This window comes from Ruegeria sp. BA2, assembly GCF_056539605.1.
Genome location: NZ_JBQFVE010000001.1, coordinates 766,318 through 782,022, shown reverse-complemented (window position 1 = coordinate 782,022; position 15,705 = coordinate 766,318). Strand labels below are relative to the sequence as shown.

General features: G+C 58.1%; 14 protein-coding genes and 1 riboswitch. Of the genes, 8 read left to right on the top strand and 6 right to left on the bottom strand.

Annotated elements, in window-relative coordinates; all coding sequences use genetic code 11:
• Positions 1 to 1,263 carry a phosphoribosylamine--glycine ligase gene (gene purD, locus ACR0NN_RS03845; protein ID WP_170719862.1) on the top strand — a complete coding sequence of 421 codons (1,263 nt, stop codon included), beginning with the start codon at positions 1 to 3 and terminating at the stop codon, positions 1,261 to 1,263.
• 94 nt (positions 1,264 to 1,357) lie between these two features.
• On the opposite strand, the gene ACR0NN_RS03840 is transcribed toward purD, so the two are convergent.
• From ACR0NN_RS03840 to ACR0NN_RS03825, 4 genes are all read right to left on the bottom strand, one after another.
• Complete coding sequence (locus tag ACR0NN_RS03840; RefSeq protein ID WP_170719859.1) at positions 1,358 to 2,149, bottom strand: FG-GAP repeat domain-containing protein; 792 nt, start codon at positions 2,147 to 2,149, stop codon at positions 1,358 to 1,360.
• On the bottom strand, positions 2,149 to 2,472 hold the full coding sequence (locus ACR0NN_RS03835; RefSeq protein ID WP_170719857.1) for a 2Fe-2S iron-sulfur cluster-binding protein: 324 nt from the start codon (positions 2,470 to 2,472) through the stop codon (positions 2,149 to 2,151). The genes ACR0NN_RS03840 and ACR0NN_RS03835 overlap by 1 nt, the downstream gene beginning before the upstream one ends.
• Positions 2,473 to 2,586: 114 nt before the next feature.
• On the bottom strand, positions 2,587 to 3,813 hold the full coding sequence (locus ACR0NN_RS03830; RefSeq protein WP_170719856.1) for a hypothetical protein: 1,227 nt from the start codon (positions 3,811 to 3,813) through the stop codon (positions 2,587 to 2,589).
• A gap of 192 nt (positions 3,814 to 4,005) precedes the next feature.
• Positions 4,006 to 4,695: a glutathione S-transferase N-terminal domain-containing protein gene (locus tag ACR0NN_RS03825; RefSeq protein WP_170719854.1), complete on the bottom strand. Its 690-nt coding sequence runs from the start codon at positions 4,693 to 4,695 to the stop codon at positions 4,006 to 4,008.
• 129 nt (positions 4,696 to 4,824) lie between these two features.
• Positions 4,825 to 4,902, top strand: a riboswitch (SAM riboswitch).
• A gap of 62 nt (positions 4,903 to 4,964) precedes the next feature.
• Here ACR0NN_RS03825 and metZ point away from each other — a divergent pair.
• The 5 genes from metZ to ACR0NN_RS03800 all read left to right on the top strand — a co-directional run bounded on the left by metZ (position 4,965) and on the right by ACR0NN_RS03800 (position 11,527).
• Positions 4,965 to 6,155, top strand: a complete 1,191-nt coding sequence (gene metZ / locus ACR0NN_RS03820; protein WP_480683919.1) for an O-succinylhomoserine sulfhydrylase — start codon at positions 4,965 to 4,967, stop codon at positions 6,153 to 6,155.
• A gap of 181 nt (positions 6,156 to 6,336) precedes the next feature.
• Positions 6,337 to 7,440: a GTP cyclohydrolase FolE2 gene (gene folE2, locus ACR0NN_RS03815; protein ID WP_170719848.1), complete on the top strand. Its 1,104-nt coding sequence runs from the start codon at positions 6,337 to 6,339 to the stop codon at positions 7,438 to 7,440.
• 281 nt (positions 7,441 to 7,721) lie between these two features.
• Positions 7,722 to 8,453, top strand: a complete 732-nt coding sequence (locus ACR0NN_RS03810) for a hypothetical protein (protein ID WP_170719846.1) — start codon at positions 7,722 to 7,724, stop codon at positions 8,451 to 8,453.
• A 51-nt stretch (positions 8,454 to 8,504) separates the two neighbouring features.
• Positions 8,505 to 9,953, top strand: coding sequence for a TrkH family potassium uptake protein (locus ACR0NN_RS03805; protein WP_170719844.1), 1,449 nt, complete (start codon positions 8,505 to 8,507; stop codon positions 9,951 to 9,953).
• The gene (locus tag ACR0NN_RS03800) at positions 9,953 to 11,527 is read left to right on the top strand and encodes a thiamine pyrophosphate-binding protein (protein ID WP_170719843.1); all 1,575 of its coding nucleotides are present in this window, start codon (positions 9,953 to 9,955) and stop codon (positions 11,525 to 11,527) included. Before ACR0NN_RS03805 ends, ACR0NN_RS03800 begins: the two co-directional genes overlap by 1 nt.
• A 55-nt stretch (positions 11,528 to 11,582) precedes the next feature.
• Here ACR0NN_RS03800 and ACR0NN_RS03795 read toward each other — a convergent pair whose 3' ends face one another.
• The gene (locus tag ACR0NN_RS03795; RefSeq protein WP_170719841.1) at positions 11,583 to 13,322 is read right to left on the bottom strand and encodes a serine protease; all 1,740 of its coding nucleotides are present in this window, start codon (positions 13,320 to 13,322) and stop codon (positions 11,583 to 11,585) included.
• Positions 13,323 to 13,529: 207 nt separating this feature from the next.
• Between ACR0NN_RS03795 and ACR0NN_RS03790 the strand changes: the two genes are divergently transcribed.
• The gene (locus ACR0NN_RS03790; protein WP_170719839.1) at positions 13,530 to 14,459 is read left to right on the top strand and encodes a glycine--tRNA ligase subunit alpha; all 930 of its coding nucleotides are present in this window, start codon (positions 13,530 to 13,532) and stop codon (positions 14,457 to 14,459) included.
• 8 nt (positions 14,460 to 14,467) lie between these two features.
• Here the strand turns inward: ACR0NN_RS03790 and ACR0NN_RS03785 are convergent, their stop codons facing one another.
• Positions 14,468 to 15,100 (bottom strand): MarC family protein, encoded by a 633-nt coding sequence (locus tag ACR0NN_RS03785; RefSeq protein ID WP_170583726.1) that lies wholly within the window; start codon positions 15,098 to 15,100, stop codon positions 14,468 to 14,470.
• A gap of 78 nt (positions 15,101 to 15,178) precedes the next feature.
• On the opposite strand from ACR0NN_RS03785, the gene ACR0NN_RS03780 reads away from it, so the two are divergent.
• Positions 15,179 to 15,700 carry a DUF6446 family protein gene (locus ACR0NN_RS03780; protein ID WP_170719837.1) on the top strand — a complete coding sequence of 174 codons (522 nt, stop codon included), beginning with the start codon at positions 15,179 to 15,181 and terminating at the stop codon, positions 15,698 to 15,700.
• The last annotated feature ends 5 nt before the right edge of the window (positions 15,701 to 15,705 follow it).

The following is a 15,705-nucleotide window of genomic DNA, read 5'->3' as shown; positions in this document are numbered from 1 at the left end:
ATGAATATCCTCATTCTCGGCAGCGGTGGACGCGAGCACAGTTTGGCCTGGGCGGTGATGCAGAACCCCAAATGTGATCGGCTGATTGTGGCTCCGGGGAATGCAGGGATCGCTCAGATCGCAGAGTGTGCGGCGCTCGATATCGAGAATGGCGGAGCTGTGGTCAGCTTTGCCGAGGAAAACGCGATTGATTTCGTCATCGTTGGGCCCGAAGCGCCATTGGCGGCAGGGGTTGCCGATCGGCTGCGCGAGGCGGGTGTGTTGGTTTTTGGTCCGTCGGCGGAAGCGGCGAGGCTGGAGGCCTCAAAGAGCTTTACCAAGGAAATTTGCGACGCGTCTGGCGCGCCGACGGCGGGTTACGCGCGGTTCACCGAGGCCGGACCAGCCAAGGAATACATCCGTGCGCAGGGCGCTCCGATCGTGGTCAAGGCCGATGGGCTGGCTGCCGGCAAGGGTGTGATCGTTGCGATGGATGAACAAACCGCCCTGGACGCGATTGACGATATGTTCGGCGGAGCCTTTGGCGGTGCCGGGGCCGAAGTGGTGATCGAGGAGTTCATGGACGGCGAAGAGGCGTCTCTTTTCGTGCTCTGTGATGGAGAGGACATTCTGTCGATCGGAACCGCGCAGGACCACAAGCGTGTGGGCGAAGGTGATACCGGGCTTAACACCGGTGGAATGGGGGCCTATTCGCCCGCACCTGTCCTGAGTGCCGAGATTGAGGCGCGTGCGATGGATGAGATCGTGCGCCCCACAGTGGCCGAGATGAAGCGACGCGGCACTCCGTTCCAGGGGGTCTTGTATGCGGGTCTGATGATCAAGGATGGCCAGCCCAGGTTGGTGGAATACAACGTGCGTTTTGGTGATCCGGAATGCCAGGTGTTGATGATGCGCCTTGGCGCGCAGGCTATGGACCTGATGCATGCAGCCGCCGAAGGTCGCCTGACTGAGACCCGGGTGAACTGGGCCGACGATCATGCGATCACGGTCGTGATGGCAGCCAACGGGTATCCTGGTTCCTATGAAAAAGGGACGGTGATCAACGGTCTGGATGATCTGGCTGAAGATAGCCGTAACATGGTGTTCCACGCGGGCACCAGGGTCGCTGAGGGTAAAATTCAGGCCTCTGGCGGTCGCGTTCTGAATGTGACTGCGCGAGGGGACACGCTGCAAGAGGCGCGGGATCGGGCTTATGGCATGGTCGAAGGTGTTGATTGGCCCGAAGGGTTCTATCGCCGCGATATCGGCTGGCGCGCGCTGTAGGTTAGCGGTCGGGCTGCGCCCGGCTTGATGGTTTCGGGGCGAGGGGCCAGCCGCTCGCGCTCCCCGAGATATTTATGGCCAGATGAAGGGCGGATCAGCACTTTAGGGCGTTGGTCAGATCTTTTGGGCCGTTGAGGCGCCCATGGTCCTTTGTTTGCCAGCCATTTTGGTATGAAACGCTGATGATGCGGGACCAGTCAGCGCTGGCGAGGATCAGTTCGGGTGGGTCATCGCATTGGCGCAGACCGCCTGAGATGAAGTCTTCTCCGATCCGATGGTTGGTGAGGCCGGGGATTGAGGCTATTTCGGTCAGAGCGCCGTTTTCAAAGCGCCAGATGCGTAGGGTTTTGGCGAGGTGCGGGCGGTCGATATAGGCGATCTCAATACGGCCGTCGCCGTCCAGATCGGCGGCCCCGGCGGGCGCGAGCCAGCGGTTGCGGGTGCCGATATGCGGGGTGGCGGCGATTTTCTGACCTCTGATGTCATAGATCGCCAACTGTGCTCCGGTTTGTTGGTGCGACTCCACAACGATAAGCTCAGGCACTCCATCCTGATCGACATCGGTGAGGCGCGGCGAAAGGTCTTCGAAAACACGTTCATTGGGCAGGCGGACTGTTACGTTCGCGCGATTTGCGGTTGCTCGCGTTTGCGAAGTCGTGGAGGCAGGTTCAGTTGCAACACTGATTTCAAGAGCGCCATATTCGATAGCATCGCCCAACACCCCATGTGCATAGCGCGTAGTTGGTTCGGTGAAGCGAGCTGATACGCTGAAATCGGCGCTGACCGCGGGCAATGCGCCGGCCAGCCACATGCATGATGTCAGAGCCGCGCCGCGTGCCCATGATCGCCACAGGCGGAAGGGAAGACGCGGCGCTATTAGATGCATCAGATTTGCTTTTCGGGCATCTGGACAATCAGACCATCCAGCGCATCGGTAACTTTGATTTGGCAGGTCAGGCGCGAGCGCTCCGGGTCGGGTTCAAAGGCAAAGTCCAGCATGTCCTCTTCCATGTCGTCTTTGGTCGGGATTTTCTCGACCCAATCGGGATGGATGTAGACGTGGCAGGTCGAACAGGCGCAGGCGCCGCCGCAATCGGCCTCGATGCCGGGAATATTGTTGTCACGGGCCCCTTCCATGACGGTCAGTCCGTTGGCGACCTCAACTGTGTGCTCGGTACCGCCATGCTCGACATAGGTGATCTTTGCCATTGCGTGCGTCTTCCTTTTTCGATGTTCGAATTCTTCCTTAGTGAAGGGAAGTAGGTGTTTCTAGTGGGAATTGCGAATTGGTATGCCGTGTCCGAGCTTTCCATGCTGATATTCTCATTTTGTCCCTGTCCCGACTTGGCTGACGTCAAGGCAGCCTGAAGGTAAGGCCATTGTCCAGCCTGGTGGCCAGATTTCGAGGATCAGATGGGTTTGACGGGAGGGGTCTGGATGGGCATTGGCCATTGCCATCGCCCACTTCGGACCGCTGTACTGTCGAGGAAGACCCACCAGCGATGAGATGCAGAGACAAAGAAGAAAAAACCGTCTGAGGGGGTTCCAATTGTCTATGGACAAAAAGGCGATGACAAACAGCAAGTTTGGTGCGAAGAAGTACCGCCCGGCATTTGATGCCGATACCAGATTCATCTTGTCACCCAAAGCAAGGGTAATCGTTGCCGAGGCAGCCACCACCCCTGCGATCAACAATTTTATACGAACCCATTCTAGCCCTCGAAAGTTCGGCTGTCGCAAGAAACCGAGCGGGAAAGTCAGGCGCATCATCCAGACGCTGACAAACAAAAGTAGTGCGACGCCGAGGCCTGAAAGCAAAGAGGGTTGGAAATAAAATTCTCTGAATATGTTTGCGGCGTTTGAGCCGCCGAGCAAACCAAAGAAAAGACCCCAGAAGCTTTGCGAAATAAGCGAAAAGGTTATGATGTCAATGGGGGGCAGTAGGCCCCGTTCATTGCCATACCCCGTGTCCAATAAAAGCCCCACCTGCAGCGTTGTTGTTGCGAAAAGAATTGCCGCCTGTATGTAACGCGCTCGCGTACGCTCGATGAGCGCGGCTATCAGAAATACCGGTATCAGTAAGTTCGCTGGCACACCACTAAGGCCAGCCAACAGCAGCAGCAAGGTGCTGAAGGCAATCCATCGGTTGCCTGTTGTAGGTAGTGCCAGAATAATACCTGCGGTTAGCAAGCCGTAGAAGTGAAGGTTTATCGTATTGGCCCAGACCTCGACCGATTGCGAAATACCCATAGCACAGAGGACCACAACCAGCGCCGCCCAGTTCGACAGCCCCAATTCGCGTCGTTTCACAGCAATCAGCGTCAGCACTAAGCTCTGGACAGCGATTGAATAGCCTGTGGTGACTGTAGGCAGAGCGTGCGGGTCTACGAAGCGGGTCAGGTAGACGCCGAAATTTGTGAGAAGTTCCAGATGGTTGTTGAAGAGAAATGTCAGGGCATCGAATGTGGGTTTCGCGCACATGCCAGCCAAAAAATCTGCTCCCTCTTCGGCCCAAATTCGACCGGTGGGCAGAAACGGCAGCGATTTCAATAGCGTTGTCAGCACAATCAGGGCGAAGAACCACCAGTAGAATTTCTGGTCGATGGACCGTTGAAGCCTTGCACGGAGATCAATCATTGAACTAACCCTTCGGTGGCATCAACCTCCGGAGATTGAGTAGACCATAACACGCGCATTTTAGTTCGTCCGTGAATTGTCAGGCAAATGGGAATCGGAGCCGATCTATCGCTTAAATAAAACCCCCTGAGACTGCTTGTCCCGATGATCCCCTCTTAGCTCCGCATGTAGGGCTCGACCGGCTTGCACCGCAGGGCGGGCGCTCATCATGTGCAGCCAGCGGGTGAAGTGGGGTTTGTCTTCCAGCACCTGTTGCTGGCCTTCCCACAGGCTTGCCCAGCCCCAGATCGACATGTCAGCGATCGAGTAGAAATCGCCTGCGACATATTCATGCTCAGCAAGCCTGCGATCCAGTACGCCATAGAGTCGCCCGACTTCGGAGCGGTAGCGATCTTTGGGGTAGGGCAGGTCTTGTGGCGGGTCCAATTGCGGAGCGTATTTCAGGAAATGGTGCGCCTGACCCGCCATGGGGCCGACGCCGCCCATCTGCCACATCAGCCATTCTTCGACCGCGATCCGATCGCGCTCGGTTTCGCCATAGAACCGCCCGGTCTTGCGGGCGAGGTACATCAGGATCGCGCCGCTTTCGAAGACCGATACCGGTGCACCGTCGGGGCCGTCCGGGTCAACGATGGCGGGCATGCGATTGTTGGGCGAAATCTTTAGAAATTCGGGGTCGAACTGGTCGCCTTTGCCGATGTTGATAAGGTGGGTTTTGTAGGGCAGTTCCATCTCTTCCAGCGCGATGGACACTTTCCAGCCGTTGGGGGTGGGCCAGAAATACAGATCAATCATGGGGCCTCCTTGGGTTGCGGAGATCATGAAGCTTTCTGCGCAAACGGCAAGAGGGCGCCGAGCCCTGTTACGAAAGCGTGACAGGTGGCCGGGTGGGCTTGACGAGGTTCAGGACGCGGCGTAAACGCATGCCTACCACGTGGCGATTTGTTACCGGATTGCGGGCCACGCTAAACAACACCGCTAAAAGGTCAGGATGAAAGACCCCTTTCGCTTGGCCGCGTCTGGGGTTTTTTGTTTGCCTCCCAAGCGGGGCTGAAAGGAATGAGATGAGCGAGAGCTGGAATAAGCGCACCCAAGCCGTCCATGGCGGCATCCGTCGCAGTCAGTACAATGAGGTGTCCGAGGCGATCTTTCTGACGCAGGGGTTTGTCTACGAAAACGCCGAGCAGGCCGAGGCCCGGTTTATCGAAAGCGGCCCGGATGAGTTCATCTATGCCCGCTATGGCAACCCGACTGTTTCGATGTTCGAACAGCGTATTGCGGCGCTGGAAGGGGGCGAGGACGCTTTTGCCACGGCCTCGGGCATGGCTGCGGTCAATGGCGCGCTGACCTCGATGCTGAAGGCAGGCGACCATGTGGTTTCGGCCAAGGCGCTGTTCGGGTCCTGTCTTTATATCCTTGAAAACATCCTGATCCGGTTCGGAGTTGAGGTGACCTTTGTCGACGGCACCGATCTTGACGCATGGGAGGCCGCGATCCGACCCGACACCAAGGCGGTGTTTTTCGAATCCATGTCGAACCCGACGCTTGAGGTGATCGATATCTCCTCTGTCTCGAAGCTGGCCCATGCCGTGGGCGCGGTTGTGATCGTGGATAATGTGTTCTCAACTCCCGTGTTCTCACGCGCGATCGAACAGGGTGCGGATGTGGTTGTCTATTCTGCGACCAAACATATTGACGGGCAGGGGCGCGCGTTGGGTGGTGTGATCATCGGCACCAAGGAATTCATCCGCGGCACGGTCGAGCCCTATATGAAGCATACAGGTGGCGCGCTGAGCCCGTTTAGTGCGTGGATCATGGTCAAAGGTCTTGAAACCATGGCCTTGCGTGTGAATGCGCAAGCTGACAGCGCACAGAAGATTGCAGAAGCTCTGGAAGGGCATTCGGCGCTGGAGCGGACGCTGTATCCCGGCCTGAAAACCCACGCGCAAAACGCGCTGGTGCAGGAGCAGCTAGGCGGCAAGGGCGGCACGATTCTGTCGCTGGACATCAAGGGTGGCAAAGCGGCGGCGTTTGCGTTCCTGAATGCGCTGACGATCCCTGTGATCTCGAATAATTTGGGCGATGCCAAGTCGATCGCAACCCACCCGGCCACAACCACCCATCAGCGACTGAGCGAAGATCAGCGCGATGAGTTGGGTATCACTCGGGGCCTGATCCGCCTGTCGGTGGGGCTGGAAGATGCTGGTGATCTTCTGGCGGATATTGAACGCGCTTTGGCCATCTCGCAGAGCTAGGACTGCGCTGATAACCCATGATCAGGCGGGTGTGATCCGCCTGATCGGGCGCTTTTGGTTGAAAAGTGGCGGTTTTTCCCATCTAATTTCGATCCGGGATGATATTTGGCGCGTATCGTTCCGGACTGGTAATTAAACCTCGGTCGTATATAACCGACGGCCTAGCAAGGGATCCGTGCCAATGAACATTCATCCGCGCGATATCAACGAGACACCCGATCACGACCAAGCTGCCGCAGCGCTCAAGGTACTGCGCGAATGGGCGAAATCGGCGTCGGCTGCTGAGATCAGCCAACTTGATCCAGCCGTTGCGCAACTTGTTCCGGGGTTGTCTGGGGCAGATTATCCGGCCTTATCGCGCGACTTTCCCGAAGGGTTTGAGGCGGATGCAGCCTATAAGGCCACCTTGCCTGATCTGCAGAATGGTCCGTCCAGCCTGATCCGGGGATCGAAGCAGCAGATCCAGCATGTCGGCATTTCGAATTTCCGCCTGCCTATCCGATTTCACCGCAAAAGCGGTGCCGAGCTGACGCTTGAAACCTCAGTCACCGGGTCGGTCAGCCTTGAGGCCGAGAAGAAGGGCATCAACATGTCCCGGATCATGCGGTCGTTCTACAAGCATTCCGAGCGGACATTTAGCTTCGAAGTAATGGAAGCAGCGCTGAGCGATTATCTGTCCGATCTGGACAGTCTGGATGCGCGCATCCAGATGCGGTTTTCCTATCCCGACAGGATTGACAGCTTGCGTTCGGGCCTGTCCGGCTATCAGTATTATGATATCGCGCTGGAGCTGGTCGAACGGGGTGGAGAGCGCCTGAAGATCATGCATCTGGACTATGTCTATTCCTCGACCTGTCCCTGCTCGCTGGAGCTGAGCGAACATGCGCGCGCCACGCGGGGGCAGTTGGCAACGCCACACTCACAGCGCTCGGTCGCGCGTATTTCGGTTGTTGTAGATTGCAACGCCGATTGCCTGTGGTTCGAAGACCTGATCGCGCTGTGCCGTCGGGCGGTGCCGACCGAGACGCAGGTGATGGTCAAGCGTGAGGATGAACAGGCCTTTGCCGAGCTGAACGCAGCCAATCCGATCTTTGTTGAAGACGCCGCGCGTCTGTTCTGCGCCGAGCTGCAGGCCGACCATCACGTCGGTGATTTCCGCGTGATTGCCAGCCATCAGGAAAGCCTGCACAGCCATGATGCGGTGTCGATTCTAACCGAGGGTCCCACCTTCGACTCGGCCAGCTTGGACCCGCGTTTATTTACGACTCTGTTCCATGTCGGCTGATTAACCCAGCGGAAGATGCTGTAAAAACAGTCAAAACTCGGCCATTGGCGCTTTATTGCCGCAATGCAGCAAATATTGCTGCATCTGCGTTGTGAATCGCGTTAAATTATCACGGAGTGCAGCTGCTGCATACCCGAGAGATCATTGGGGTGTAGCCTGAAAGGAAGCCGGGACGTGCCACGCTTTGGACCGCGAACCTGCAATCCCGCCCGGACGATTTGGGCGGGTAAGGTCCTTTACTCTCTTTCCGGCTGCCTCTGTTTTGTCAGGAGAAACATGCAATGAATCCGATTTCCCAACCGCTTGAGTTTCAGGCAGCGGCCATCCGTATGGCCGGATATGCGATGGTCAGCCAGATGGAGATCATGCAAATCATGACCCGCGCGGCGTTTGAACTGCCAATGACATCGCTGAAAACATCAACCACAGCGCAAGCGCCAGCCGCGCGCAAGGCGGCCCCGGCGAAGCCAGCCGTCGCCAAGCGGGCGAAGCCTGCCGCTAAGCCAAAGGTTGTAGCGTCAAAACCGAAGGTCGCCGCGAAACCTAAGCCCGCGCCCAAGGCGAAGGCTGCGCCCAAGGCGAAACCTGCCGCAGTTAAGGCGGCACCTGTCGCGAAGCCTACGCCAAAAGCGGCTGCCACGAAGCCGATTGCGAAATCAGCCGCAGAGCCGAAGGCTATAGCTGCCACAAAACCGGCAGCAGCCGTTAAACCCAGTGCTCCGAAGCCAACCGCTGCTGCCAAGCCTGCTGCTAAAGCGGCGCCTAAACGTGTTGCAGCAAAGCCCGCTGCGGCGAAACCGTCTGTCGCCAAGCCTGCGGCCCCAAAACCGGTTGAGACCAAAGCTGCTGAATTCAAATCGGTTGCAGCAAAGCCTGCTCAGCCCAAACCCGCACCCGCGAAGGCAGCCCCGGAAAAGCCAACCACAGAGGCGACTGCACCCGCCACGCGTCGCACCCGAGCGCCGTCGAAACCCCCGGCAATGCCGGTCGCTGCTGAGAAATCAGACAGCTAAGAGGGATCATCTGCTTGACACTGTCGGGCTGGCGCGCCAACGCTGCCCGTCATGATGGATCTTCGCCCGGTCGGATATGTGATTGGCCTGCTGGTCGCCATACTTGGGGCGACCATGCTGCTGCCGATGCTTGTCGATTTTGTCGAAGGACGCGGCGAATGGCACGTTTTCTTTGAAAGCGCGGTCATCACGCTGCTGATCGGCAGTGTTCTTGCAATGAGCTGCTCGAACGGAGTGGGCGAAGGTCTGACCATCCGCCAGACCTTTTTGCTGACCTCGGGCGTTTGGGTGGCGCTGCCGGTATTTGGCGCCATTCCGTTCATTTTCGGCGAAACTGAACTGCGTTTTGTCGACGCCTATTTCGAAGCGATGTCGGGGCTTACCACCACAGGTTCGACCGTGATTTCCGGCCTTGATGATCTGCCTCAGGGTCTTCTTCTATGGCGCGGCGTGCTGCAATGGCTGGGCGGTATTGGCATCATCGTCGTTGCCATGGTGTTTCTGCCCGAATTGCGCGTTGGAGGAATGCAGATCTTCCGCTCGGAAGGCTTTGAGACGATGGGGAAAATCCTGCCGCGTGCGCAAGAGATCGCAGGGCAGATCTCACTGATCTATGTATTTCTCACTTTTGTCTGCGCGCTCGTTTATGCCGGGTTTGGCATGAGCTTTTTTGATGCCGTTGTGCATTCCATGACCACAATCGCCACAGGTGGGTTTTCGAACTACGATAGCTCATTCGCGCGTTTTTCGGGTCCGATGGAATATGCTGCGGCCGTTTTCATGATCCTCGCGGCGTTGCCGTTTGTACGCTATGTGCAATTGGCCAACGGCAATACAAGCTCGCTGTGGAAAGACAGCCAGATCCGGGCTTTTCTGGCGACCATAGTGGTTCTGGTGGTGGCGATGACGGTGTTTCTGACCTCGGTCTTTCCGCACCATTGGGAACGGGCATTCCGCGAGTCGCTCTTCAACATTACGTCGATCATTTCAGGCACCGGCTATGCCAGCGTCGATTATATGGGCTGGGGCAGCTTTCCGGTGATGCTGTTCTTTCTGATCGGGCTGATAGGTGGGTGCGCGGGATCGACCGCGTGCTCGATCAAGGTGTTCCGCTATCAGTTGCTGTTTGCGTCGATCAAAACCCAGATCAACCGCATCCGCTCGCCTCATGGTGTGTTCGTACCGCGCTATGACGGGCGACCTATTGGTCGCGACGTGCTGACCTCGGTCATGAGTTTCTTTATGTTCTTCGCGCTGTCGATGGGGGTTCTGTCCTGGGCGCTGGCGCTGACTGGGTTGGATTTCATCACTTCGGTTTCAGGGGCTGCGACTGCGCTGGCCAACGTAGGGCCGGGGCTTGGGGATCAGATCGGACCTGCGGGCAATTTCGCCGGTCTGAATGATAACGCCAAATGGTTGCTGACCATCGGCATGCTGGTCGGGCGGCTTGAGCTGCTGGCCGTCTACGCAATATTTACCGTTCAATTCTGGAGAGACTGATGAAAAGACCCCTTGGGGCGCAAATCTCGCACATGCTGAAAGATCGCGGTGTCGATGTGATTTTTGGCATTCCTGGCGTGCACAATCAGGAAATGTATCGCGGCATAGAGGAGGCAGGCATAACCCACGTTCTGGCCCGGCACGAGCAGGGGGCTGGGTTCATGGCCGATGGATACGCCCGTGCAACAGGCAATCCTGGGGTCGCCTATGTGATCACCGGTCCGGGCCTGTGTAATATCATGACACCGATTGGGCAGGCCTATTCGGATTCGGTGCCAATGCTGGTGCTGTCTTCGTGTCTGAGCGATGTTCAGGCGCAGCACGGTCAGCTTCATCAGATGAAAGATCAGCGCGCTGCGGCGGATACGGTTGCTGACTGGTCCTATCAGGCAAACGACGCGCAGACTGCCTATGGGCTGATCGAGCGTGCCTTCGAAGAGTTTGAGCTTTCACGCCCGCGCCCTAAGCATATTCAGGTTCCAATTGTGCAGCTAGAGGGAGAAGCTGAACCCGCACCGTTCCCGAACCAGCCTGCTTTGCATAACAAAAGCCATCCGCCGGATGTCGCGCCTGTATTGTCTTTGCTCAATATCGCGAAACGGCCGCTGTTCATCTTGGGTGGTGGCTGTCGGTCGAACCTGTGGCGGCAGATCCTGACCCAGCTTGGCGCGGCTTGTTTCACGACCTACGCCGGGCGAGGGCTGGCCGGTGTAAACTATCCGCTTGATTTTGGCTCCATGCTGCCCCGGCCGGGCAGCGCCGAGGTGATCGCGTCAGCCGATCTGGTCGTCGTCGTAGGGGCCGAGCTTGGCGAGGTGGATCTTTGGCGGCGTGAACTGGGGCATACCGCGAACATGGTGCGCGTAGATCTGGATCCACAGGTTCTGTCAGATCACCACCGCGCCGCGGTGAAGCTGCAGACAGATGGTGAAAGCTTTGCCCAAGCACTGTGGTTCGCAATCGACCAGATGAAACCGGCCACGGGATGGTCCGAGGATGAGGTGCGCGATGCGCGCGCGCGTTGGCGGGCTGAGGTGAATGCCGAACGCCCAGGGATCGTGCCAGTGGTTGATACGCTAAGGGAGGCCATGCCGCCGGATACGATGATCTATTCGGATATGACGCAATTTGCTTATGTCTCGAAAGAAATCTGGGATATGGCGTTTCCCTATCATTGGCATCACCCGACCGGCTTTGGCACCTTGGGTTACGCTCTGCCTGCCGGGATCGGCGGCGCGGTCGCACGGCGCGGCAAACCTACCGCGGTGATCGCGGGTGATTATGGGTTTCACTACACGATGCAAGAGCTAGGCGTGGCTGTGGAACTGGGGCTTTCGCTGCCCATTATCCTTTGGGACAATGGCAAGTTGAAAGAGATTGAGGACAGCATGGTGCGCGGGCAGATTGCACCGAACGCGGTGATCGCGCGCAACCCGGATTTCTGCAAACTGGCCGAGGCGTTTGGCGCGCATTCGGCTGCGCCAGCGTCACTGGATGAGATGCAAGCAGCTGTTCGCGCCGCTTTCAAGGCCGATGGGCCAACGCTGATCCGGGTCACTCCAGACATTCTATAAACAGAAGAAAGGCGCTGCATTTGGGTGCAGCGCCTTTCTCTGAACTTTTAGTGGCTTAATCCCAGCAATGCACCAGAACGGTCATCCCGTTGGCGCGGCGGCTCAGCTCATTTGGTGAAATCCGTGCTGAAGCCTGAGCGGATTGACCGGAAATGCCGGCTTTGGTCAGCACATCCGTTAAACGCGCGACATTGGCGGCCAGACTGACCGAGCCGGGCAGGGCGCGACCGTCGGACGGGGTGGGCAGCAGCATGCCAACGACACTGCCGCTGTCATCAAAGACTGGTCCACCCGCATCCCCCGGCTGCGCGGCCAGTGCTAGGCGTTTGACACCATCTTCGCCGTTCAGGCCGCGAATATCGGCGATCTCACCAAAGGTTAGGGTTGGGGCGCCCAAAGCACCCTCGTAAGAAAAGCCCGAGACGGCAATCTGAGATTGAATACGCGGAACCTCTGATTGGAACTCGGCAACACTGATCGGGGCGAGCGTCTTGCTGGGGCGCAGAACAGCGACGCCAAGATCGGCATCCTGCCATGCCACCTGAACCTCTTGATCACCATCCAGCGTGATGCGGGCGCAGTTGTTCGCGGCCTCGGTGACGGTGAGAACCGTGCCGTTGGCATCCGCAAAGAATCCGGAGCGCGACAGGCGCGGTTTGCGAATTTGCAGGCCCGAGATCAGATCGATGCGCTGTTCGGCGTCAGCACTGGCACCGGCATCCAGCACCGCGTCAGTCGGGGTGAAGCTGGTGCGCATTGCGGCCAGAACACGTGCGCGGCGCGCCTCGTCACCTTCGGGCCAGACCAGCGTGAACCCCTTGATCTTGCCGTCTTCCAATGCCGCCTGGGTGAACGAGACAACGCCCTTGCCACGGCCTTCGATGGTGAAGCTGTTGCTGCGCAATGCGCGCTCACCTTCGAGCGGAACAATTTCGAGCGATTGCATCACCTGATAGAGCGCCCGCAAGGTTGCCGCAGAGCCTTCCTGAGAGATCAGCAGCGCCTTGGCATCCACATCGGATTTGGGTTTGAAATGGGCAAAGGGGGCCTCATAGCGGTCAAACTCAAGCGCGCCCAATGGCATGTCCATGTCGATCCCAGCCTGCGGATCGGTATAGCGCGCCATCCCGACGCTGATCAGCGGGGCGTTATAGTCATCCATCAGTGTTTTACGCTGTAGGGTGGTCAGAACGCCGGTCGCCTCAAACCCGTTGAAGCTTTGCCAATCGCTCATCGAGCGGCGGGTGCCCTGACCAAACGCACCGTCGATGGTGGAGTTGTAGAACCCTGCCGCTTGCAGGGCTGTTTGCAGGTCCCTGCGTTCCTGCGCTGTCAGCAGCCGTTCGCCTTGCAGCGCTTGCGACCGCGTTTCGTCAGCCGCTTGTGGCGTCAAACCGGCCAGAGATTGGTCTGGCTGCGGCTCGGGCTGGACCGGGGCGGTGACCACGCCGCGGTTTAGAATGTTTGCGCCGACGGGCCAGAACTGCTGCCCCAGCGCGCTGCTAAAGGCGATGTAGCTGTCCGAAGGAATTTGACGCTCGGCCCGATAGACGCGCAAAACCTGTTCGGCGTCCTCGCGCAAATAAGGCCCAATAACAATGGCATACCAGCCAGAGTTCAGCTGAAACCCGTTTACATCGGGCAGGGCATTTGCATAGGCCTGCGCCCGTTCCTGCGCTTCACGCAGCGAAGGCTGCGCCTCAACCTGAACCCAAACGCCAGCGTCTTGCTGGGCAAAAGCGGCGCGCAGGCCGAAGAGGAAAAAGAATGTAATAACTGTAAATACGCGTGTCATTGTCTGCCCGTGTTCTGCAGTGTTTTCACTTTGGCGCAGAGTACGCGGAATCGCGACCCGATGACCATGCCCGGATTACGGGGAATTCTGTGTGTGGCTGCGCAGTGACAGCCTGTGCCCATTGGCCCGTTGACGCCCTTCGGCACCTTGCATAGGAAGGGCCGAACCTACCGGAACCGGGCGCCCCGCGCGTCCAAGGGAAATGTCATGACCGAACCCAAAAGCGCACCCCGTTCATTTCAGGAGATTATCCTGCGGCTTCAGACCTATTGGGCGTCGAAAGGCTGTGCTATATTGCAACCTTACGACATGGAGGTTGGCGCGGGCACGTTCCACCCGGCAACCACCCTGCGCGCATTGGGGTCCAAGTCATGGGCTGCGGCCTACGTTCAGCCTTCACGCCGCCCGACTGATGGCCGATACGGTGAGAATCCGAACCGGCTGCAGCACTATTATCAGTATCAGGTGCTGATCAAACCCAGCCCGCCGGATTTGCAACAGCTGTATCTGGGCAGCCTTGAGGCCATTGGCGTGGACATGGAGCTGCACGACATCCGGTTCGTCGAAGATGACTGGGAAAGTCCTACCCTGGGTGCTTGGGGACTGGGCTGGGAGGTCTGGTGTGACGGAATGGAAGTCAGCCAGTTCACCTATTTCCAGCAGGTCGGGGGCCACGACTGTACGCCGGTTTCGGGTGAGTTGACCTATGGTCTGGAGCGTCTGGCGATGTATGTACTGGGCATTGACCATGTGATGGACATGCCGTTCAACGATCCGCAATCACCCAGCCCGCTGACTTATGGCGACATCTTCAAGCAGACCGAAGAGGAGTATGCCCGCTGGAACTTTGACGTGGCCAATACCGAGGTCCTGCTACGCCATTTCGAAGAGGCCGAGGCCGAATGCGCGGCCATTCTGGCGCAGGACCATGACGATCCGAAGACCTGCAAACGCATCATCATGGCGCATCCCGCATATGATCAGTGCATCAAGGCCAGCCACATCTTCAACCTGCTGGACGCGCGCGGGGTGATCTCGGTGACCGAACGGCAGGCCTATATCGGCCGCGTTCGCGCATTGGCCAAGCAATGCGCCGATGCGTTCGTGCAGACCGAGGCGGCCGGGTTCGAGGTTTGATGCAACGCCTAGGCCAGACCGGGCAACAACGCCTTCAGGCCGTCTGCGATCATGCTGATTGCGATAGCCGCAAGGATCATGCCCATGAAGCGGCTCATGATCACGCGCGCATTGTCCGACAACCGTTTGGCCAGCGCCGAAGCGTTCCAGAACGTCCCCAGCAACAAAGCGACGACAAACAGAAATACGCCTGCATAGACAATGGCTTCAACCGGTGTCTTGATGTGATGCGCGTAGAGAATCAAGGTCGTGATCGTGCCGGGCCCGACCAGTATCGGAAAAGCCAAGGGATAGAACGCAACCGTCTCGGGCGCGGGGTAAGATTTCTTTTCTCCGTCGGTTCCGTGGTGCGAGCTGCTTTCGTTTCCGTTCAGCATGTTCAGCCCGATCATCAGGACGACAAGGCCGCCGGCGACTCGCAAATCATCGACGCTGATGCCGAACAGCCCAAGCGCTTGACTGCCAATTGCGGCGAAGGCTCCACCAAGGATCAAGCAGTAGAGCGCGGTTTTCACAGCCACTTTGCGTTGATCCGAAACGGGCAGGTCTTGCGTAACACTCAGGAACACGGGCAGGTTGGTGATCGGATTCATGATCGCGAACAACGCGCCGAAAAATCCGACGGCAAGGGTGGTTTCCATGCGTGTAGCCTCGTTTCTGCCCGTACTGGTTGGGAACCTGTCCTATTTTCTGCGAACTTGAAAGAGGCGGCGTAGACGATGACTGGAAAACTGCTTGCGCTGATCCTTGTGATTTCTGCCGTTCTGGCTGGTGCCGGGATGTACTATCTGCAGGTCTACGGGTTCTATTATGAGGTCGAGCCGCGCCCGGGCCAGGATGTGGTTTTGCTGGCGCAAGGGGCGGAGGCTCCCGAACCCATCGCTTACACTGCGTTCCAGGCCATTGACGCCGATAGCTCACCGATCCGGTATCGGGCCTGTTTCGAAACCGAGATGATGCCGGATCAGATGGTGGATTTCATCCCTGTCGAGAACCCCGAGCCATTGACTGCGCCGGGATGGTTTGACTGCTACGACGCGGTCGCACTGGCAGACGCGTTGAAATCAGGGCAGGCGCAGGCCTTCATGGGCGCAAAGAACATCCATTATGGTGTCGACCGGATCGTCGCCATTACTCAGGATGGTAAAGGATACATCTGGCACGCGCTGAACAATTGCGGTGAAAAAGCCTATGACGGCACGGTTGTGGGCGAGGAATGCCCATCCAGACCCGAGGGCTGACGCAG